The following is a 22203-nucleotide window of genomic DNA, read 5'->3' as shown; positions in this document are numbered from 1 at the left end:
ATAAAACTAATACATATAGGTGGCTACAGTGAACAAACAGAAAATATTAATGGTATTAACCTCTCATGACCAACTTGGTAACACAGGTGAAAAAACAGGTTTTTGGATTGAAGAATTTGCCGCTCCTTATTATGCGTTTAAAGAAGCGGGTGCTGATATTACCCTTGCTTCACCACTTGGAGGAAAAGCGCCAATTGATCCGAATAGTGAATCTGAAGATGCTCAAACGCCAGCAACCGTTAAATTTTTCAATGATGCAACGGCACAGTCTGCTGTAGCAAATACAAAGGTGTTAGCTGATATAAACGCTAATGACTTTGATGCAGTGTTTTACCCAGGAGGCCATGGTCCACTATGGGACTTAACAGAGAACAAAGACTCTATTCAATTAATTGTACAATTCCTTGCGGCTGAAAAGCCAGTCGCTGTTGTTTGTCATGCCACCGCAGCGTTATTAAATGTTAAAGATAGTGCTTGTGATTACGTGATTAACAATAAAGCCATTGCCGGATTTACTAACAGTGAAGAAGAAGGAGTACAGTTAACGGCGGTAGTACCTTTCTCACTTGAAGACGAGTTAGTAAAACGTGGTGCTGATTACCAAAAAGTCGAAGACTGGCATGCTTTTGCTGTTCAAGATGGTTTGATTATTTCCGGTCAAAACCCTGCAAGCTCGGCATTAGTAGCTGAAAAATTACTTCGTACGTTAAGTGCATAATCATATTAAATTTTGAGGAATATATTTTGTTAAATTTTAGTTTCCATAACCCAACAAGAATTCATTTTGGTGACGGACAAATTAAACAAGTGAGTAGTGAAATTCCAACAGACGCAAACGTGTTGGTCGTTTATGGTGGCGGGTCAATTAAGCATAATGGTGTGTACGACCAAGTAGCAGCAGCGTTAACGGATCATACATGGTTTGAATTTTCAGGTATTGAACCAAACCCTCGTTATGAAACATTAATGAAAGCACAAGAATTGATTAAACAACATAACATTGATTATTTGCTCGCAGTGGGTGGTGGTTCAGTGGTTGATGGTGCTAAATTTATTGCAGCAGCCGCTTTATATAAAGGTGACGACGCATGGAATATTCTTGCTAAGCAAGAGCCAGTAGAAGAGGCGTTACCTATAGGCGCTGTATTAACGTTACCTGCTACTGGCTCTGAAAGTAACGGCAATTCAGTGGTTACACGTGAAGGAAACAAGCTACCATTCTCAAGTCCATTGGTATGTCCACAGTTTGCAGTGTTAGATCCTAAGGTGACGTTATCGTTATCTGATCGTCAGATCAGTAACGGTGTTGTTGACGCCTTCGTTCATGTGATGGAGCAATATTTAACTTATAGTGTTAATGCAAAAGTACAAGATCGATTTGCGGAAGGTTTATTACAAACCTTAATCGAAGAAGGCCCTAAAGCCCTAAAGGCTGAAACGAAAGAAGATTTAACTATTCGAGCTAATATCATGTGGTCAGCGACCATGGCGCTCAATGGCTTGATTGGTGCGGGTGTACCTCAAGATTGGTCTACGCATATGATCGGTCATGAATTAACGGGCAGCTTTAATATTGATCATGCAAGAACGCTGTCGATTGTTTTACCCGCGGTTATGAAAGTAAAACGCGAAGACAAGCGTGATAAGCTCATTCAATATGCAGATCGTGTTTGGGGCATAACAGAAGGTAGCGACGAGCAAAAAATAGCTAAAGCAATTGCTTTAACGGAAGACTTTTTCAAAAACATGGGCGTGCCAACACGACTTTCTGACGTTAACTTAAATCAACAACATATACCTGATCTTATTGAAAAGTTAGAGCAACATGGCATGGTAGCACTTGGAGAGCATAGTGATATAGATCTCAACGTCAGTAAAAAGATACTTGAAACTGCGTGTTAATGACTCAACAGCACTGACCTAATTGACGAAATTTATAAGGTTGAGCAATGAGCTTCATGTGTTTCTTGTTGGCTCAAAAGCTCAACTATTTTGATTTTATTGATTAATCTGAACGCTTATCGGAATCTATTTAAAGGGTTTTTATAAGTGAGACCTAATATTGACAAAGAGAGCCACGCTTATGACTCAGAACTTACAAAAAAACAGACAAATTGTTTTAGCTTCACGTCCATCAGGGGCGCCAACACATGAAAACTTTACTCTTTTACAATCTAAACTACCAACACCACAGTCAGGTGAATTGTTATTACGTACTGTTTACTTATCACTAGATCCGTACATGCGAGGCCGTATGAATGATGCAAAATCATATGCTGAGCCAGTGGGTATTAATGACGTAATGGTGGGGGGCAGTGTATGCCGTGTCGAACAATCTAATCATGCAGATTATCAAAAAGGCGATTGGGTTGTCGCGTTTGGTGGCTGGCAAGATTATAGTATTTCTAACGGCGAGGGCTTAATAAAACTCGATAACCATATGGCTAATCCTTCATATGCTTTAGGTGTATTAGGTATGCCAGGATTAACGGCATATATGGGGTTGCTCGATATTGGCCAGCCACAACGTGGTGAAACAGTCGTTGTTGCCGCAGCAACTGGTGCGGTAGGAAGCTTAGTTGGACAAATTGCCAAGATAAAAGGCTGTAAAGTAGTGGGTATCGCAGGCGGTAAAGAAAAATGTGATTATGCGGTAGACACGCTTGGTTTTGATGCTTGTTTAGATCATTACCATGACGATTTATCCGAACAATTGACAGCAACTTGCACCGACGGCATAGACGTCTATTTTGAAAATGTTGGCGGTAAAGTATTCGATGCCGTTTTACCTTTATTAAATTCATCTGCACGTGTGCCCTTATGTGGGCTTATTTCACAATACAATGCAACTGAGTTACCAGAAGGTCCAGACAGAATGTCTGCGTTAATGGGAGCGTTATTGGTTAAACGTATCAAAATGCAAGGCTTTATTGTGTTTGATGATTATGGCCATCGATATGATGAATTTAGTCACGATATGTTCCAGTGGTTAACTGAAGGAAAAATTAAGTATAAGGAACATAAAGTTGATGGATTGGAAAATGCTGTATCTTCATTTATTGGGTTATTGGAAGGTGAAAATTTTGGTAAATTAGTGGTGCAAGTTGGGCCAGATAATATAAGTTAACGGTAATTATAATTGATGGTGTTATTGCCCTTAAATGCTTTTAGCTACAATCATGAAATACTGCTGCGTATTTTGATAATGCACAGCAGTATTTATACGTACTTTCTTTTTATAATCATTTAAAGTGTGGAATGTGGACCAAAAACTTCGTAATGGATACGTGTTGGCTCAACACCTAATGTAATTAAACTTTCTTTTGCATATTTCATAAAGCCTACTGGGCCACACAAGTAAAAATCACCATCTACTGCGGGTAATTCAACCTGATTAAAATTGATAAACCCTTCAAACGTATGTTCATCATGACTTACTTCTTGGTTGTACCAGGTAAAATATTGCCATCCATGCTCTTTACAACGTTTTTCTGTGTGTTTAGTAAAAGAATGCAATGCTTTATTTTCGCAGGCATGAAGATAAGTAACTGGAAACTCGTACTGGCTTTCAGCCAAACTATCTAGCATAGCTTGCATTGGGGTAGCACCAACACCTGCCGAGATAAGCACCACTGGTTTTTGTCTATCTTGCCAATAGAAGTCGCCAGCTGGCGCATGTAAATCAACAATATCGCCAAGTTTAAGATGATCATGCAAATAGTTAGACATTATGCCCTTGTGTTCGCCCGTTTCGCGTTTCACTGAGATACGATAGGTTTTCCCGTTCGGCGCTGTTGACAATGAATACTGACGAATTTCGTTAAAGTCAGAAGTTGTTGGCTTTAACTCAATACCGATATATTGCCCAGATTGATAATGCATAACCGGTTGTTGATCAACCGGTTCAAAAATAAAGCTTGTGACAAGTGAAGACTCCGTTGTTTTTGCTAATAAACTAAACGCGCGTTTTCCGCGCCAACCACCAGTCATAGATTCTCGTTGTGAGTAGAGTTCTTCTTCACGATGAATAAATAAATTTGCTAATACTCCATATGCAGCCTTCCAAGCTTCTTCAACGGCTTGTGTGAAATGAACAGTCAATAATTCACGCATGGTTTCAATGAGGTGATGACCTACAACGACGTAATTATCAGGTTTGATGTGAAAACTGGTATGTTTATTGGCAATTCGTTCCACAGCATGCTTGAGTACCGAAACGTTATTGAGGTTTTTAGCGTAAGCAATAATAGCTTCAAATAAGGCAACTTTTTGCTTACCACTATGTTGGTTACTTAAATTGAAAATATCTTTTAATTCTGGGTTGTGGGTAAACATTCTATGATAAAAGTGGTCGGTGACTTGCGTGCCCGCTTGTTCAATGAGTGGCAGGGTTGATTGCACAATTTTAATGTCTTGTGAAGATAACATATAAACTCCGAAGGTAATGGGTGATGCATAAAGCATCAGTCGGTTGTAGAAAATAGAAAAGTACAGCGCCCTTCGTTATGTCGTTATTGTAACGATAGATGCTGAAATAAATTAGATGAGTGGTGATTATTGAGATAATAGTGTTTAGAAAATTTTAAACCCTAGGCCATGAACACCAATGCAGCGAATGACATAACTAACTTTAAACAAACTAGCAAAAAGGATGGTTGCAACATGCGCACTGATTTGTACCGCAATTGAGAATTGATAGTCGAACAAAAAATTGATCATCAAACACATAACAGTGATGAAGAACGAAACGATCATTGTCCAGTTACCAATAATGATACATTTTTGATAATTTAATTCAGTGTTATCTAATTGGTGGTTAGTTGCTAGGGCAAAATTAGAGTACATATCGATTCATTTTTTTAATGAGTAATGAACTTATATAATCAATAATAGTGCCATATTCATAACGTATTGTTATTAAAAACATTGTTTGTTTTTTAGTTTTGTCTTGTGTCAATTTGACATACTTATAAAGTGTGTCATATTGACTTATAAAGAGTCATTAAGGTGCTTGATATGAATAATCTAACGGATAGCCAATTACTCGAGTTATCTATTGAGTTAGCGCAAAGTGTTGCAAGTCAGCAGCGGTTTGATGATTTATTAACCGCGATTAGAAAAGTCATTATTTGTGATGCCATAGTGTTATTGGTTTATCAAGGTGATTGCCTGAAGCCCTTAGCCTCTCAAGGCCTTGATGTTGAAACCATGGGGCGTCGATTTATTATTAATGAACAGCCTAGGTTCAATGCTATATGCCAATCTAAAAAAGCGATTCGTTTTCCAGCTAACTCGACAATGCCAGATCCATACGATGGCCTATTATCTGCTACTGATGGTGATTTGCCCGTTCATGCTTGTATGGGGATCCCATTATATTTTGAAAATAACTTAATCGGTGTTCTGACACTTGATAGCTTATCACCCGGGGTGTTTGAACAGATTTCTGAGCGTTCATTAGCCTTAATTGCATCAATGGCGTCAGTAAGTTTACATACTGCTTCAACGGTAGATGTATTAGAGGCGAATGTTACTCGCTCTAAAGAAGTGATGCGGGCATTAAGTGAGCCAAGCGTTTCCGGAAACCATCTAGAAATCATTGGGAAAAGTAGCGCGATAGACAAACTCAGAAATGAGATCTCATTAGTGGCACCATCCAATTTTTCTGTATTAATACAAGGCGAAAGCGGAACGGGCAAGGAATTAGTTGCACATAGCATTCATCAACAATCAAGCCGAGCCGATCAGGCGATTATTTATGTTAACTGTGCAGCTTTACCTGAAAATTTAGTTGAAAGTGAATTGTTTGGTCATATCAAAGGCGCTTATACAGGCGCTGAGAATAAAAGGGCAGGAAAATTCTTAATTGCTAATGGCGGTACGTTATTTCTTGATGAAGTGGGAGAATTGCCATTAGCAGCACAAAGTAAATTATTAAGGGCGTTACAAAGTCAAGAAATTCAACCTGTTGGTCAAGATGAAGTCATAAATATTGATGTGCGTGTGATCGCTGCAACGAACCGAGACTTAAAAACAGAAGTTGAAGCGGGTCGTTTTCGTGCAGATTTATTTCACCGGTTGAATGTATACCCAGTAAACGTTCCGCCATTAAGAGCAAGAGAGGGTGATGTCTCCTTATTGTCAGGTTTTTTTATTGAGCGCACCAAACGTAAATTAGGCGTTAATCAATTAAAAATTTCACCTGATCTTATGTCTAGGTTGCAGGAGTATAATTGGCCTGGCAATGTACGTGAACTTGAACACTTACTGAGTAGAGCCGCGCTAAAGGCATGTGCAAAGGTGTCAGCTGTAAATAAACATAAAGAAATAGTGACGATTCATCCAGCTGATAGCGATGAATTAAGCGCGAATTCATTTGCGGTAGATGAACTTAATGACCTGAGCGAAACTAGCGAGAACACACAGCCAATTACGCTTGAAAAGACAGTGAATTTACGTCTTTTAATGGATGACTATCAGCGTAGAATAATTAAGCAAGCGCTGGAACTACATCAGGGAAACTGGACTAAAACAGCTAAATATTTATCCGTTGATCGTGCAAATTTAACCAGGCTATCAAAAAGGCTAAATATTCGTGTAGGTAAAGTAGTACTTTAACGGAATGTTTTCTCTGTTATAGAGTGGCTTACGTCCTCAATAGTCATTCAATATACATAATTGTTCTTATATAGATACTAACAATGTAATAGGTACCCAACCTATCCTGTAGCCGTCTATCTTTATAGCTTTCAATTTTCTTAGATATTTATGCACAAATTATAAATAAAAAAATTTCATCCGTAAGTTACTTTTTTTACTTGATCCTACCAACAGATATATTGTATACATTATATCTGTTGGTGGTCTACACATTATATTGGTGTTGTATTCCTCTTATTTTATTAATAAAAAAATATCAAAAATGAATGTATTAAAACCCGGGAGGGGGTATGACGGTTAATTTTTTTAAAACTTTAATCACACGAAAAAGTGTAACAGCATTGGCTGTTGCAAGCGCTTTTTCATCGATGAGTACAGCCAGTTTTGCAGCTGAAGATGCTGCTAACCTTGAAGAAGAAGGTGTTGAACGCATCGAAGTCACGGGTTCACGAATTAAAAGAACATCCATTGAAGGTGTAACACCTATCGTTACAATTTCTGCAGCTGATATTCAATTACAGGGGCATGCTAACGTGTTTGATGCGTTAGATTCACTTGCTAAAAATACGGGTATTTTCGTTGGTGAAGAAAGCTCAAATAATTTTAATGCGAATGCGCAAGCTATTAACTTAAGAGGGTTTGGGGCAAGTTACACGTTAACATTGATAAATGGAAGACGCATACCGGTATTACCAAAGCCTTCAGGAAATGTAGCGGGTAATATCGTTAACCTTGCGATGATTCCTACGGAAGCGGTAAAACGCGTTGAAATACTTAGCGGTGGCGCATCAGCAATTTATGGTTCAGATGCTGTAGCAGGTGTAGTCAATGTAATTTTAAAAGACGATATCGATTTTAATCAAATTACGGCTCGTTTTGGAGATACTAAAGGCGGCGGTGGTGCAAGCAAAAAATTTACACTGAGCACTGGTGGAACACATGATAAATTTAGCTATACCGCTGTGCTTGAAATTGATCAACGCGATCCAATTCATGGTGATGACCGAGGATGGTTTGACGAGCCGGAAGATGGTCCAAACCCTGATAGACATGGCCCAGAACAAGTGATGAGTTATTGGGCTAAATGGGAACCAGATCCCATCGCGATGAAAGATTTATCAGGACGTTGTGAACCACTTGGTTATGAAAAGGTGCAACCGCCAGGGCGAGTGCATTTTGATCCTGACCCTTACTACTGCGGAGACAATCCGTATAATACATATACCGTACGTAATGAGCGTGATCGAACTAATCTTTTTGTAAACGCGGAGTATGAGTTAGATGATGGGCGTATTTTTGCTACCTTTTTAGGCACAAAATCTGAAGGTGATGCCGGATTATATCGATATAGCTATGGTGTTGATTACGTTGTTCAAGAAGACATTAATGATGCTAGCACCTTTTTAGGGAATCGTCACTTTTGGCGACGTTTTAGAAACTTTGAAGTACCAACTTCAAACCAAGAGTTTGATGAAACGTCTATGACAGGTATTGTAGGTATAGAAGGGGTGATCGCAGATGAATATGATTATGCGGTTACTTTCACTACGGGCCAATATGATTATGAAGACACTGTAGGTCGTTTTGATGATCAAAAGATGTTGAGTTTATTGTATGGTGAAAAAGGTACTGATTGGACTCAACCTTGGGAAGGTTCACGTTGGGTTGTAGTTAATGCATCACAGTTAAATGCTAACTACGAACCAACTAATATCGACATCTTTGGTCAATTAACGCCTGATATGTTTACCAGTGCTCTTCATCACTCAGTCGGAAAAGGTGATTCATATTTACACAGTTTATCATTTGATATTAGTGGTTCTTTAATTGAATTACCCGCAGGTGAAGCTCAATTTGCTTTTGTTACTGAGTACCTAAAAGAAGGGTATGAATTTATCACTGACGAAGAAACCGTACGTGGTGATATTTATGGTTGGTCAGGCATTACAGGTAAAGGTGATCGTGAACGATATGCTGCAGGTTTAGAGTTATCTATCCCACTAGCTGCGAAAGAAAGCACCATTGGTTCATTAGAAGCCACATTAGCGGGTCGTTATGATTACTATGATGATGAATCAAATGTTGACGGAGCGTTTACTTATCAAGCGGGCTTATCTTGGCGACCAATGGAAGAGTTGTTAATCAGAACGATGTATTCCACGTCATTTAGAGCACCAGATATGCATTATATGTATGCAGGTGAAAGCTCTTCATTTGCAAGCCCAATTGATTATTTAACCTGTGTGAACAACACTGGCTTAACTTCAGGGCAAAGCTGGAGTGGTTGTGGTGATGATTACGGCATCAGCGTTCGCCAAGAATCTAAGGGCGATCTTTCTTTAGAAGAAGAAACGGGCGATAGTTTAAATATCGGCTTGGTTGCTAGCATTACCGATGACTGGTCAGTTACGTTTGATTATTATCAAGTGTCTTTAGAAAAGAAAATTGGTAATTTAGGGGCAAGTTCAGTATTGCGTTATGAAGCTGAATGTACGCTTGGGTTTACCGAGTCTGGGCAAACAGTTGATCAAAATTCTGCCAAGTGTCAGGAAATGTTAAATCGCGTTTCTCGAGGCGGGCCATCGGGTAATGATGTACTTTCAACGGTAACTAGCCCATTTAATACAGGTGAGCGTGAGCAGAAAGGTATTGATATATCATCGAAATATACCCATGACTTAGCTGGACTTGGTCGAGTGTTTTTCAATATTGATTACACGCACATCTTGGAGACTAATGAACGATTTCTTCCTGAAGATGAGTTAGAGAATATTCGAGACTATCAATGGAACAATGAATTCCGCACACGCACAACCGCTACTTTGGGTTGGAATAATGATGACTTGTCGGTTGCCTTTTTTGTTAATCGCTTAGGTACATCGCCTGTGAGATGGTCTGATGACGTCAATGAACGCTATCCAGCATGGACAACGGTTAATATGAGTGCCACTTACCATATTTCTGATGATTTGACTTTGAGTGCTGCGGTAACGAATTTATTCGATAAAAAACCACATCAACACGAATCAGAAGAGTGGTGGCCATTTGCCGATATTACCAAATATAACCCAGTTGGTTTAGAGTACTTTGTTACTGCCACATATCGGTTTTAAACAATAATCACATATAACTCTTAGTGAGTTTTTATAAGGCCAGCAAGTGATTGCTGGCCTTAAATATTTGCAAAAAGGCAATAACAATAGCAAAGGTAATTGCTAATTGTATGAGTATTTTTATGAAATTTATATCCCTGTTTTTTCTTCTTTTATGTTTAATAAGTTGTCAGCACACGCCAGCAATTAAACACAAATCAATAGATGATAATATTGAGCGTGCTAAAGCGTTCAGTGCAAAGAATTTAAGAAATAAAGTACATAATTTGTCGTTAACTGGACATTGGATTGACGACAAGGCTGATGAGTTTTGGTTTGAACGCTACTCTGAAAAGCGCGGGCAGGAATTCGTGCGGGTTAACGCCAATGATAAAGTAAAAACGCCTTTGTTTGACAAAGTTAAGTTAACACAATCGCTTAATTTAGAAGAGCCAATTGACTGGCAAAGTTCTCCGCTTAGTCACGTTAAATTCAATGGCAAAGTGCTTAATTTTGATATAAATAACCAACCTTATCGTTGTGATATCGTTGCAAGTCCTTATCAATGCCGTGCGGCATCTAAACAAAAGTCACAAGATAAGATAAGAAGATATACTTCACCAGATAAGCAACATTTTGTTAAAGTGGAAAATTACAATTTGTTTTTGTGTAAAACATCCACGCAAGACTGTAAACAATTAACTGAAGATGGATCTGAGTCATCCCCTTATGCTGTCACACATTCAGTTCCTAATAAGCGGCTAAATGATGAGGGTTTCGATGAACAGAACCATTTAGGCCTTTATTGGTCGGAAAATAGTCATTATGTCATCACTTATCGGCTATTCCGCCAAGGCGTTACTCAATTAACATTAACTGATAGTACCGCTGATAATGATTTTAACGTGAATAGTGTACGTTACTATTACCCCCAAGCGGGCGATCAAACATTGCCTATGGCACAGGTTGTACTTATTGATGTTGTTAACCAGGAAGCAAGCGCACTAAATGCCCCTAAAGTAATGCAAACATATTATGGAAGGGCGCTATGGGGATACTGGCATAAAGGTGACTTTTACTACCAAGATCGTCGACGAGGCAATAAAACACTATTTTTGCGTAAAGTGATCGCGAAAGAGAAACAAGTTGTTTCAGTAATAAAAGAGTCAAACGATGAATTTATTGATCCTTGGGTACAAGTTTCGTATCACTTAAATAATAAAAACCACGTTATTTGGAGTTCACAGCGTTCCGGTTATCAACACTTGTATTTATATAACACTACCACGGGAGAGCTGTTAAATCAGATAACTCAGGGGGAATACACTGTTAGGGCTATTCGAGCGGTTGATGAAGAAAAAGGCGTTTTATATTTTGAAGCTTCAGGGAAAGAAAAGAATCGTGATCCATACTTACGTCATTTATATCGTATTAACCTTGATGGCAGTGATTTAACGCTACTCACTCCTGAACCTTTTGAACATAATACGCGTTTATCGCCAAACTTTAATTACTTTATTGACACATTCTCTGATGCAAAAACACCACCGCAATCTTGGCTGCGAAGTGCAGTAACAGGGGAGAAACTCACACAACTTGATCAAGCAAACATTGGCCAATTAACTGCACTAGGCTGGCAACCACCAGAGCCATTTAGTGTCATTGCGGATGATGGCGTAACTCCTCTATATGGTTTGCTTTATAAGCCATCAAACTTCGATGCGAGCAAAAAGTATCCTGTTATTAATGATACTTATACAGGACCACATAATTTTTTCACGCCAAAATCCTTTTCAACTTTTGCCAATACTCGCCCTGCCTTGGCAGAGCTTGGGTTTATTGTAATTAAAATGGATGGCCGTGGCACCAGTAAAAGAGGGTGTGAATTTCACCGTGTGAGTTACAAAAACTTAGCAGCAGGAACCGATGATCATGTTTGGGCAATAAAACAATTAGCTAAAGATCGACAATATATGGACATTAATCGTGTTGGTATTTATGGGTTCAGTGCTGGAGGCTATGATACTGTGCAAGCGATGTTAAGGCATAATAGCTTTTTTAGCGCTGGCGTCAGTGCATCGGGTAACCATGACTTCCGTGTTGATAAAGCAGGTTGGAATGAAATATGGATGAGTTGGCCAATGAGTGAGGCATGGCAACAACAATCGAATTACACGAACGTGGAAAGACTAAAGGGGAAGTTACTACTTGCCCACGGTGAACTAGACAACAATGTTCACCCTTCTGCGACCATGCGTTTAGTTGATAAACTGATCGACGCGAATAAAGATTTTGATCTGTTGATCATGCCAAAAATGGGACATGTATTAGATGAACACCCTTATTTTGTTGAAAAACGCTGGCGTTTCTTTATTGAACATTTACAGGAAGACAACGAATAACTAGGAAAAGATGGCAATAATTAATAGTTAGTTATCTTTAGTGTGAAGCATTTTAACGCGAAGATTGTTTTATGTGCCTAATGCGAAGCATTGAGCGTATTAAGTATTTTGCAATCTTCTATTTTATTGCTGGTGCAGCACTTTGCTAGTTTCGCTAATGAGCGTTCCAATTTTTGTAGTTCTTTTTGGGCTTTTCGAACGTTATCGAGTTGTTGAGCAATCATTGAATCGACCGTATCACAAGAAATATTTGGCTGACGCTGTACTTGCACTAACGTTTTAATCTCGTCGAGTGACATATTTAACTCTCGGCAACGACGAATAAAAATAAGTAATTGAACATCTTCAACTTGGTAATATCGGTAGCCGTTTTCTGCACGTTTTGCAGGTTTTAAAAGCCCAATATCTTCATAATAACGAATAGTTTTTGTTGGAACATGTGTTTGTTCTGCTAATTGACTAATCTTCATATTGACCTTCCTGTAACTGGAAGCTTTATACTACGACAACTTGATGTAAAGAGATACGTGTTACCTTATAAAATAAACATCAAAGGGTTTCACGCGCTCATGATCATCACTATTAAGTGACATGCTAGCCAATAATGTTATAGTGTCTCGGCAATTTATTACACTACTAGGGCAATACTTTTTTGCCATAAGAATGATATTTGAAATGAAGGCGAAACAACTTACTTACGCAATATTGCTGTTGGTACATAGCTTTTTTAGCTGTGATAGCGCGCCTTTTTATCCTCCTGATCAAGAGCATGCCAGCTATTCTCATGTGCAACATGTAGAAGGGCTTGATTTACATCATAAAGTTACATCAGAGCAAGACAAGGAACATGAAATACATGTTCATTTAAGCTGTCTTAGTGGTTACGGTACTGGTGTTAATTTTACTGGCTGTGTAGCAACGACACTAACGCAGTCTATACCCGCTTATACTAGCTTGTATTACAGTCCTCCTTTACCACCCCCGAATGCGTATTCTCTCTATTTTAGTTAAACAGGCTACGGCCTTGTCATAAATTTTTAAGAGAATACACATTATGCATATTATTACTGCCCTATTAGGTAGGGCAACACTATGTCATCTGTTTGTACTGTTACTGTGCAGTAAAGCTTTGGCAAATGAATCATTAACGTTAACGGATGCGTTACAAAAGAGTATTACCTATCATCCAACGTTGAAAAGGTATCCGTACGAAGCACGAATGTTAGACGCTCGTTTACTACAAGCAAGTATACGGCCTACGCCGAGGTTAGGCGTGAAGCTGGAAAATGTTCTCGGAACAGGTGAAAGTCAAGGGGTAAAATCAGCGGACCTTACCTTGTCATTGAGCCAAGTGATTGAGCTTGGTGATAAGCGCTCATTACGTATGGCGCTACAACAGAAGAAACAACAACAAAGCACGTCGAAATATCAATCAGATAGGTTATCAATATTAACCGATACTGCGCGTAAATTTTATCAGGTGTTGTATCAACAGCAGTTGCTTACTTGGCATCAAAAACGTGAATCTGACATTCAGCGATTGTTCAACGTGGTAAAGACCAGAGCGAAAGCCGGTGCAGTGTTAAAAGCTGATATTTCTCGGGTTTCATATCGGCTGGCAGAGCTAAAACTGCGTAAAATACATTTGCAAAGCGAATTAAAGGCGGCGAGGTTTTCGCTCAGTCAGATGTGGTTATCTGAACCTGACTTTGAACGAGTACTAGGAGATACAAGCAAGCTACCGACTATTCCATCAGACACAGTTTGGTATCAAGCCGTTAATCGCGCACCTGACTTTGTGCTACTAGAGCAACAAGTAAAAATACAGCAAGCCCGGTTAGCTGTTGAACAAGCGAATAATGTGGCAAACATCACACTAGAAGGCGGTGTGAAACACAACGCGGGAAATAATGATAGTGGTGTGGTATTAGGTTTTTCAATGCCATTAACGTGGCAAAAACCGAATCGTGGCAACATCGCGATGGCACAAGAAAAAGTCGGTCAATTAAGTGAAGAACAGGCGCTTTTGCGTCAATCGTTACGTAACCAGCTAGCAAGCCTTTATGCGCACATGCAAGCAAACGAAACCATCGAACAAACCTTACAACAGCATTTATTACCTCAGGCTGAGCAGTTGTTGCGCCATAGTGAATCGAGTTACCAAAACGGCCAAATTTCTGTGTTACAGCTGCTTGAAGCGCAAGAATCGCTTTTTGACGCACAAAAACAATTATTGGTAGTACGTTTGGCACAATATCACACGCTATTAACCATGCAACGATTAACCGGTAAATCATTGGTCGCTGATGCGGCGAACGAATAAGAGACATTACCTATGAATATTAAACAATTTATTTTATTTGTCAGTATTACTCTGACCCTTATGATTGCCGGTGTATTTACGGTACAAGCTTCTGGCGAACACGGACATCAAGAAGAATCTACTCAAACAGGGGAACATGGTGGCCGATTATTAACAACTGGGCATACCGCGTTAGAAGTAAGCTTTTATGAAATCGGTGTTGCACCTGAAATGCGCGTGTATGCATACCAAGGTGGCCAGCCTATTTCGCCAAATGATGTTACGCTAGAGGTTGAATTGTCAAGACTAGACGGCAAACAAGAGCGTCTTGATTTCACGGTAGAACAAAACTATTTAGTCAGCACACAAAGCATCGCTCAGCCGCACTCATTTGATGTAACCGTAAAAGCGACCATTGCAGCGGAGCAATTTCAATGGCAGTTCGAAAAACACGAAGGAAGAACTAACCTATCTCAACGAGCCATTGAAGCAAGCAATATTCAAACTCAATTAGCGCAAGCTGGTACGCTTGAATTTAAAGAAACGTTATTCGGCGTTATTGCCCCTACGGTAGATAGACAATATAGCATTATGTCGCCTTATGCGGGTTTAGTTGAGTCGATTTTAGTGACGATTGGAGATAGCGTTAAAAAAGGCCAAGCCGTACTGAAAATAAAAAATAATAAAACGTTACAGTCATTTACTCTTTATAGTCCTGCGGCAGGTATGGTGACTGCACAGGGAGTTAGCCAGGGAGAACGTGCGGATCAACAAGCGTTATTAGAAATCACAGATTTTTCCAAAGTATGGGTAGAATTATCGGCATTTCCTGAGAATATTGAAAATATGGCGATTGGCCAACAAGCCAAGATATATGATTTACACCATCATTTAGAAGCTATGGGGAAAGTGTTTTATTTAGCACCGAAAATGACCGGAGGTCACATTGCTAGAGCGCGAGTATTAATTGATAACCCCGATGGCCATTGGCGTCCTGGAATGCATGTCAAAGCGGATATCGTTACCGGTAATAAGCCGGTAGCGATGCGTGTTGAGAAACAAGCGATACAGCAACTGATGGATAAACCTGTGGTATTTGCACGCTTTGGCAACACCTTTGAAGCGCGACCATTAATATTGGGAGAAGCTGACGAGCAATGGGTTGAAGTATTATCAGGCCTAACAAACGATACGGAATACGTGACCACCAATAGCTATGTTCTTAAAGCAGATGTTTTAAAAGCTGGCGCAAGCCACGCACATTGAGGTTAGCATGATAGATCATATTATTTCTTTTGCGATAAAGCGTCGTTGGCTGATGATGGCGGTGACCTTATTCATTGCAGCCGTAGGTGTCTATAATTTACTGCGCCTACCCATAGATGCTGTGCCAGACATCACTAATATTCAAGTACAAATCAACACGGGGGCTCAAGGGTTTACTCCACTAGAAGTAGAGCAACGGATAACTTTTCCCATTGAAAATGCGATGGCTGGTATACCAAAACTTGACTATACCCGCTCATTATCACGGTATGGCTTGTCTCAAGTGACAGTAATTTTTAATGAAGGTACTGATATATATTGGGCACGACAACAAATAGGAGAACGTTTACAAGCGATTCGTGGTGAGTTACCCAATCAAATTGAGCCGACGTTAGGCCCTATAGCTAGTGGCTTAGGGGAAATATTCACCTACATTATTCATACCGAAACTGGAGCACTTAAAGACACAGATGAAGCGTATAGCGCTGAAGATTTACGTACATTACAAGATTGGGTGGTGAAACCTCAGTTACTAAAAGTACCAGGAGTTACTGAAATTAATAGTATTGGCGGTTTTGAGCGTGAATATCAGATAGCGCCGATCTCAGGAAAATTACTCGCCTATAAATTAAGCATTGGTGATGTTGTAGAGGCTCTTGAACGTAATAATATCAATCAAGGTGCAGGCTATATTGAACGAAATGGCGAACAATATTTGGTGCGAACGCCAGGCCAGTTAAAAAGTTTAGATGAGATCAAGCAATTGGTTGTCGCTAAGCGTGATGATGCACCGGTTAGGATCAAAGATGTTGCCAATGTGTTTCTCGGTAAAGAGCTCCGTACTGGGGCTGCAACCTACGGAGGTGATGAGGCAGTAATGGGGACAGCAATGATGTTGCTGGGTGAAAACAGTCGTATTGTGGCAAAGAATGTTGCTAAACAACTGGAAAAAATTCAACAAAGTATGCCAGCAGGCGTGCTGCTTGAACCGGTTTATGATCGTACCTCGCTCGTTGATAAAACGATTGAAACGGTGCAAAAGAACCTGTTTGAAGGTGCTGTTTTGGTTATTGCGGTGTTACTTTTTTTACTAGGTAATGTAACCGCCGCTTTGATCACCGCATTAGTTATTCCGCTAAGCATGCTATTTGCGGTTACTGGAATGGCAGCTAATCGTGTATCCGGTAATTTAATGAGTTTAGGGGCGATTGACTTTGGCATAATCGTCGATGGTGCGGTCATTGTGGTTGAAAATGCATTACGTCGATTAGGTATGGCACAACGTAAAGTCGGGCGATTATTAACGCTTCAAGAGCGGCTTCATGAAGTGTTTCTCAGCACTAAAGAGGTGTTTAACCCTGCGGTGTTTGGGGTGTTAATCATTATGCTGGTTTATTTACCAATATTTGCCTTATCTGGTGTTGAAGGGAAAATGTTTCACCCGATGGCATTTACTGTTGTTGCAGCGTTGCTCGGTGCATTACTGTTTGCTGTTACCTTTGTTCCAGCTGCATTAGCTATTTTTCTACGCGGCAAAGTGGTTGAGCAGGAAAACCGTTTAATGACTTGGGCGAGAAAGCTTTATCAGCCATTATTATCGTTTTCGTTGCGTCAATCTGCTTTAGTGCTTTTTTGTGCGATTGTTTTGCTGATATCTGTAAGCTGGCATGCCAATAAAATGGGCGCAGAGTTTTTGCCTAAACTCGATGAAGGTGATATAGCCATGCATGCCTTGCGTATTCCGGGCACAGGTTTAGAGCAGTCAGTCACTATGCAACGTCAATTAGAGAATGCACTCGCAGAACTTGATGAAGTTGAGCGGGTGTTTTCTAAAATAGGTACTCCAGATATTGCTAATGACCCTATGCCGCCGAATGTGGCAGATACCTTTATTATGCTTAAACCACGTAATGAATGGCCTGAATCTTCACTCACCAAAGCTGCGCTAATTGAAAAGATTAGGCATCGGGTGGAAGATGTACCTGGTAATAATTATGAATTTACTCAGCCAATTGAAATGCGCTTTAATGAGCTTATTGCTGGCGTAAGAGCTGATGTTGCTATTCGAATTTACGGTGATGACCTCGCCATATTGAAAACCTATGGTGAAAAAGCAACGGGTTTGCTGTCAGGCATTCAAGGAGCTACTGATGTGCGTTTAGAGCAGTTATCAGGTTTGCCAACGCTAGTGGTTACACCGCAGCGTGATCATATGGCGTTATTAGGGCTAACTGTGATGGACATTCAACAAGCGGTGAATACTGCAGTTGGTGGGATAAAAGCTGGGTTGATTTATGAGGGAGACCGTCGATTTAAGTTGATGGTTAGAATGAATACATCATGGTCAAACGATCCTCAACGTTTGGCGCAAATTCCTGTTGCTGTTCCTCAGTCAGAAAATGCTGAGTTAGCCTATGTTCCTTTAGGGGAAGTTGCTGATATTAATATTGCAGAGGGGCCAAACCAAATAAACCGTGAAAGCGGCAAACGTAATGTGGTAGTCACCGCTAATGTGCAAGGGCGAGACTTAGCCAGTTTTATCAACCAAACTGAAACGGTAATGCGTGCTCAACTTGGTTTACCTGCAGGTTATTGGTTGGATTATGGCGGAACGTTTGAACAACTGCAATCTGCCAGTCGTCGTTTGTCCTTAGTTGTGCCATTAACTTTATTGTTGATTTTAGGGTTGTTGTATAGTGCTTTCGGCTCACTTCGTGATGCATTAATTGTGTTTAGCGGTGTGCCTTTAGCGCTTACCGGCGGTGTCATTGCATTAAGCTTACGTGGCATGCCTTTTTCAATCTCTGCTGCTGTGGGTTTTATCGCACTTTCAGGGGTGGCAGTATTAAATGGCGTTGTAATGTTATCTTTTATTCGTCAATTAAGAGAAGAAGGATTATTGTTGCTGCAAGCAATTAAACAAGGGGCTAGCCAGCGATTAAGGCCGGTACTGATGACAGCACTTGTGGCCAGTTTAGGTTTTATACCAATGGCGTTTAATGTTGGCACAGGTGCCGAAGTACAACGGCCTTTAGCGACAGTGGTTATAGGTGGCATTGTGAGTTCAACATTATTAACCCTGCTTGTGTTACCAGCGTTGTATAAGTTGGTATATAAAGGAAAAAATAACGAAGGGTAAGCATGTAAGTAAACGCCCACTTCCGTGAGGAGTTGGGCTTTTACTTAATATTGTTACAACGAGGCGTTAACCACTCAAGGGTACAACAGTTGTTATTAGCCGATCATTTGCTATTGAGTAAGCCAATAATTAGGATATTATCCTAATGACACCGACATATAGCGATTTAATTTTTCATTCGTTAGTCGTTGAGGAGAAATTTTATCTACGATTTCTAACGTTTGATACACTTTAGTTAAGCCGACATTGTCATCTAAGGGCATTTTTTCAAAAGCACTGGCGTTAATGGTGTCTTTTAAAACAGAAATGGTATCAATTAATGTGGCTTTAAATTCAGGGTTTGCTTTTTCACTTTCTACGTCTTCAATAATCTTCTTAGCGTTTGTTAACGCTGATTTTAACGCAACTAATGCATCACTTTCCTCAGTATTGTCTTCTTGGTCATTTGCGGTGGCGTTTTCTGTTTTACCTGCATCACTGTCATCTAAACGCTGCAAAAAGTCGGTGATGTAATGAGCAATTCCTGTTGTTGATAAATCTTTTGATGCTTGTATTTCTTCGGCAGAATATTCGGTATTCGATAACTGCCCATACTCTTCTTTATTAATGAGCCCCAATTGATAGGCGCGTGTCTTTAAGGCGTCAATATCATCGAAACTCATATCATTTCCGGTGAAAAACTCATTTGATATGGCATTAATTTTTTGTGCTTTACTACTGAGAAATAAATGGGATTGGCTATTTTCAACAGTACTTGTAGCCGTTTCTTGAGGTGATTTATGTGAGGCAATTATTTCATCAACTTCTGTAGACGATGAGTTTGTCGTGTTACCGCTAAAAAAATGGCTATAGTTATTAATATTGTTAATCATAGAAAACTCAAAAAATTGACACTAGAGCAGTAATCACAGCAAGTAGTATGCCGTTTCATATAGGGGTTCGGAGAATACCTCAGTGATTCGAGGTGATACCTCTATAATAAGACATAAAAATCTTTATCTCTCACTTGTTTGTACTATAGTAAAGTGACATGTTCTTGATAAGTTGTGTGATGAAGAAGTTCTTTATTTTATTGCTGTTAGTCGTTCCTTTTGCATGGGGTCAAGAAAAGGTTGTTTTACAGCTAAAATGGTTTCATCAATTTCAATTTGCTGGTTATTATGCGGCCTTAGAAAAAGGGTATTATCAAGACGCAGGTTTTGACGTAGAAATAAGAGAAAGGGATATTAATACCAGCGTTATCGAAAATGTATTATCCGGCAAAGCGGATTTTGCTGTTGGTGACTCATCAATTGTTGCTGCCAAGTTAAAAGGACAACCACTGGTTGTTGCGACAACAATATTCCAATCTAGCCCATTAATTTTTATGTCGTTGAAGTCATCTGGCATTGCTAGTCCGTATGATTTTACCGGTAAAAAAATTATGTTTCAGCGTAATTTAGATGATGCGTCGTTAAATGCATTGCTTGAAATGTTTAATGTGAATAATTATGAATTTGTGGCTCATACTTTTAATAATAATGCGTTAGTTAATGGTACAGCAGATGTTATGTCAGCTTATCGTTCAAATCAGCCTTTTATTTATGATGCTAAAGGGATCGATTACAATATTATAGACCCTTCAAGTTACGGTATTGATTTCTACGGAGATCTGCTATTTACCACTGAACAGCGTGTGAAGCGCGACTTATCTTCAATTAAGCGTTTTGTGTCAGCAACCCATAAAGGTTGGCTATATGCGTTGAAACATCAACAAGAAATTGCTCTGCTTATTAAAGATAAGTATCGTGCAGAAAATACACTAACTAATATTTTAAAAGAAGCTAAGGCAACGGAAGTTCTTATTAAACCTAATATAGTGCCTATTGGTAGTGTCTTTCCTGCACGATTTTCACGTGCTGCGCAGGTGTATCAAAACTTAAACATGGCACCGGAAGATGGTAGCTTAACCGGATTATTGTTACGTGATTATGAGCCGAAGCCTTTTGAAATAAACTCGCGTATATTTTACATTACGTTGTCTTGTGCGTTGTTGTTTGTTGCGTATCTCTTTGTGCAAATGCGTTTTAATAAACGCTTAAAGCGCATTGTGAATGAACAAACTAAAACACTTGAAAGTAATAATAAACAATTACATCAACATGTTGAGCTATTGTCTGAACAAAAGCGACGTATTGAAGTTGCAAAGCAAAAAGAAGAAGCAGCGAATAACGCAAAATCACTGTTTTTAGCAAATATGAGCCATGAAATACGAACGCCGATGAACGGTGTTTTAGGCACTATTCAATTACTACAAGAGATGCCGCAATCTGATGAAGCAAAAGATTTATTAGAAAAAGCGAGTTATTCTTCAGAGATGTTACTCACTATTATTAACGACATTTTAGATTTCTCAAAAATAAACGCTCATAAGTTAACGTTAGAAACTAAGCCGTTCAATTTAGATATGTTACTTGAAGTGCTCTCTATCTCTTTAACGCCTATCGCTGAAGAAAAGCATGTAAAATTTTCTATTATTAAAGGAAAAAACTATCAGCAAGGGTGGTTAGGTGACAGTGTACGAATTAAACAAATTCTATTAAATTTGAGCTCAAATGCGGTCAAGTTCACGAATGTTGGCGAAGTAAACGTATTGGTAGATACTGATAAGCAAGGTGCATTATTTATTCGCGTACAAGATAGTGGTATTGGTATGAAACAGGAGGCCATAGATCGTTTATATAACCGTTTTGAACAAGCCGATAATACCACTACGCGAAAATATGGCGGTACTGGTCTTGGTATGTCTATTTGTAAATCATTAATCGATATGATGAATGGCTCCATTGAGGTAGAAAGTAAGCCGCAACAAGGTACAACCTTTGAAGTGGTATTACCTATTACTCAAGCTGATGTTACACAACAAGCGCTGAGCACGAAAAAGCTTTCAGCACCTGACTTACGCGGTAAGACCTTTTTATTGGCCGAAGATAACCGTATTAATCAGACAATATTTTCGTCAATGATGAAGCCAACAAAGGTCGAGTTGGTTATTGCCAATAATGGGCAAGAAGCGGTAGAACTGCTTGCAAATAAGCAGGTTGATTTAATTTTTATGGATATACAAATGCCAGTGATGGATGGCTTACAAGCACAAAAAATTATCCATGAATTATACCCGAGCATACCCGTTATCGCGTTAACAGCAAATGTAATGGAAGAAGATATTAAGCAGTATTTAGCGCAAGGGTTTGCTTACCACCTTGGCAAACCCATTGATACGCAACTACTGTTCCAACGCTGTTTGCAATATTTTTCATAAATTAACCCCCCGATGAAACGCACTTGTCCACTTCCCTTAAA

The 22203-nt window shown here is 39.4% G+C and carries 15 protein-coding genes; 11 read left to right on the top strand and 4 right to left on the bottom strand.

Features of this window, described 5'->3' with window-relative positions:
* Nucleotides 1-49 precede the first annotated feature (49 nt).
* The 3 genes from QUE72_RS16375 to QUE72_RS16365 all read left to right on the top strand — a co-directional run bounded on the left by QUE72_RS16375 (nucleotide 50) and on the right by QUE72_RS16365 (nucleotide 3127).
* Nucleotides 50-718, top strand: a complete 669-nt coding sequence (locus QUE72_RS16375; protein WP_407704981.1) for a type 1 glutamine amidotransferase domain-containing protein — start codon at nucleotides 50-52, stop codon at nucleotides 716-718.
* A 26-nt stretch (nucleotides 719-744) separates the two neighbouring features.
* Complete coding sequence (locus tag QUE72_RS16370; RefSeq protein WP_286270177.1) at nucleotides 745-1902, top strand: iron-containing alcohol dehydrogenase; 1158 nt, start codon at nucleotides 745-747, stop codon at nucleotides 1900-1902.
* 181 nt (nucleotides 1903-2083) lie between these two features.
* Entirely contained in the window at nucleotides 2084-3127 is a 1044-nt protein-coding gene (locus tag QUE72_RS16365; protein ID WP_286270175.1) for an NADP-dependent oxidoreductase, read from the top strand.
* A gap of 119 nt (nucleotides 3128-3246) precedes the next feature.
* Here the strand turns inward: QUE72_RS16365 and hmpA are convergent, their stop codons facing one another.
* Nucleotides 3247-4428: an NO-inducible flavohemoprotein gene (hmpA, locus tag QUE72_RS16360; protein ID WP_286270174.1), complete on the bottom strand. Its 1182-nt coding sequence runs from the start codon at nucleotides 4426-4428 to the stop codon at nucleotides 3247-3249.
* A gap of 144 nt (nucleotides 4429-4572) precedes the next feature.
* Nucleotides 4573-4845 (bottom strand): hypothetical protein, encoded by a 273-nt coding sequence (locus QUE72_RS16355; protein ID WP_074496474.1) that lies wholly within the window; start codon nucleotides 4843-4845, stop codon nucleotides 4573-4575.
* 171 nt (nucleotides 4846-5016) lie between these two features.
* Here QUE72_RS16355 and norR point away from each other — a divergent pair, with 171 nt between their 5' ends.
* The 3 genes from norR (at nucleotide 5017) to QUE72_RS16340 (ending at nucleotide 12154) form a co-directional block, all read left to right on the top strand.
* Nucleotides 5017-6618, top strand: coding sequence for a nitric oxide reductase transcriptional regulator NorR (norR, locus tag QUE72_RS16350; RefSeq protein WP_074496475.1), 1602 nt, complete (start codon nucleotides 5017-5019; stop codon nucleotides 6616-6618).
* A 332-nt stretch (nucleotides 6619-6950) separates the two neighbouring features.
* Nucleotides 6951-9773 carry a TonB-dependent receptor plug domain-containing protein gene (locus QUE72_RS16345; RefSeq protein WP_286270172.1) on the top strand — a complete coding sequence of 941 codons (2823 nt, stop codon included), beginning with the start codon at nucleotides 6951-6953 and terminating at the stop codon, nucleotides 9771-9773.
* A gap of 122 nt (nucleotides 9774-9895) precedes the next feature.
* Complete coding sequence (locus QUE72_RS16340; protein ID WP_286270171.1) at nucleotides 9896-12154, top strand: S9 family peptidase; 2259 nt, start codon at nucleotides 9896-9898, stop codon at nucleotides 12152-12154.
* A gap of 77 nt (nucleotides 12155-12231) precedes the next feature.
* Here QUE72_RS16340 and QUE72_RS16335 read toward each other — a convergent pair whose 3' ends face one another.
* Nucleotides 12232-12624, bottom strand: coding sequence for a Cd(II)/Pb(II)-responsive transcriptional regulator (locus tag QUE72_RS16335; protein ID WP_074496478.1), 393 nt, complete (start codon nucleotides 12622-12624; stop codon nucleotides 12232-12234).
* Between the two features lie 205 nt (nucleotides 12625-12829).
* On the opposite strand from QUE72_RS16335, the gene QUE72_RS16330 reads away from it, so the two are divergent.
* From QUE72_RS16330 to QUE72_RS16315, 4 genes are read left to right on the top strand one after another with little or no spacing between them, the layout of a single operon-like run.
* The gene (locus tag QUE72_RS16330) at nucleotides 12830-13165 is read left to right on the top strand and encodes a hypothetical protein (RefSeq protein ID WP_286270168.1); all 336 of its coding nucleotides are present in this window, start codon (nucleotides 12830-12832) and stop codon (nucleotides 13163-13165) included.
* 43 nt (nucleotides 13166-13208) lie between these two features.
* Nucleotides 13209-14477, top strand: a complete 1269-nt coding sequence (locus QUE72_RS16325) for a TolC family protein (RefSeq protein ID WP_286270167.1) — start codon at nucleotides 13209-13211, stop codon at nucleotides 14475-14477.
* A 12-nt stretch (nucleotides 14478-14489) separates the two neighbouring features.
* The gene (locus QUE72_RS16320; protein WP_286270165.1) at nucleotides 14490-15722 is read left to right on the top strand and encodes an efflux RND transporter periplasmic adaptor subunit; all 1233 of its coding nucleotides are present in this window, start codon (nucleotides 14490-14492) and stop codon (nucleotides 15720-15722) included.
* A 7-nt stretch (nucleotides 15723-15729) separates the two neighbouring features.
* A complete protein-coding gene (locus QUE72_RS16315) occupies nucleotides 15730-18861 on the top strand; it encodes an efflux RND transporter permease subunit (protein WP_286270163.1) in 3132 nt (1043 codons plus the stop codon).
* 137 nt (nucleotides 18862-18998) lie between these two features.
* Here QUE72_RS16315 and QUE72_RS16310 read toward each other — a convergent pair whose 3' ends face one another.
* Nucleotides 18999-19733 carry a hypothetical protein gene (locus tag QUE72_RS16310; protein ID WP_286270161.1) on the bottom strand — a complete coding sequence of 245 codons (735 nt, stop codon included), beginning with the start codon at nucleotides 19731-19733 and terminating at the stop codon, nucleotides 18999-19001.
* A gap of 179 nt (nucleotides 19734-19912) precedes the next feature.
* On the opposite strand from QUE72_RS16310, the gene QUE72_RS16305 reads away from it, so the two are divergent.
* On the top strand, nucleotides 19913-22162 hold the full coding sequence (locus QUE72_RS16305; RefSeq protein WP_286270160.1) for an ABC transporter substrate-binding protein: 2250 nt from the start codon (nucleotides 19913-19915) through the stop codon (nucleotides 22160-22162).
* Nucleotides 22163-22203 lie beyond the last annotated feature (41 nt).

The organism is Thalassotalea hakodatensis (genome assembly GCF_030295995.1).
Taxonomy (GTDB): domain Bacteria; phylum Pseudomonadota; class Gammaproteobacteria; order Enterobacterales; family Alteromonadaceae; genus Thalassotalea_C; species Thalassotalea_C hakodatensis.
Note: the sequence above shows the minus strand (reverse complement) of the source record. Positions and strands in the feature narration are given on the sequence as shown.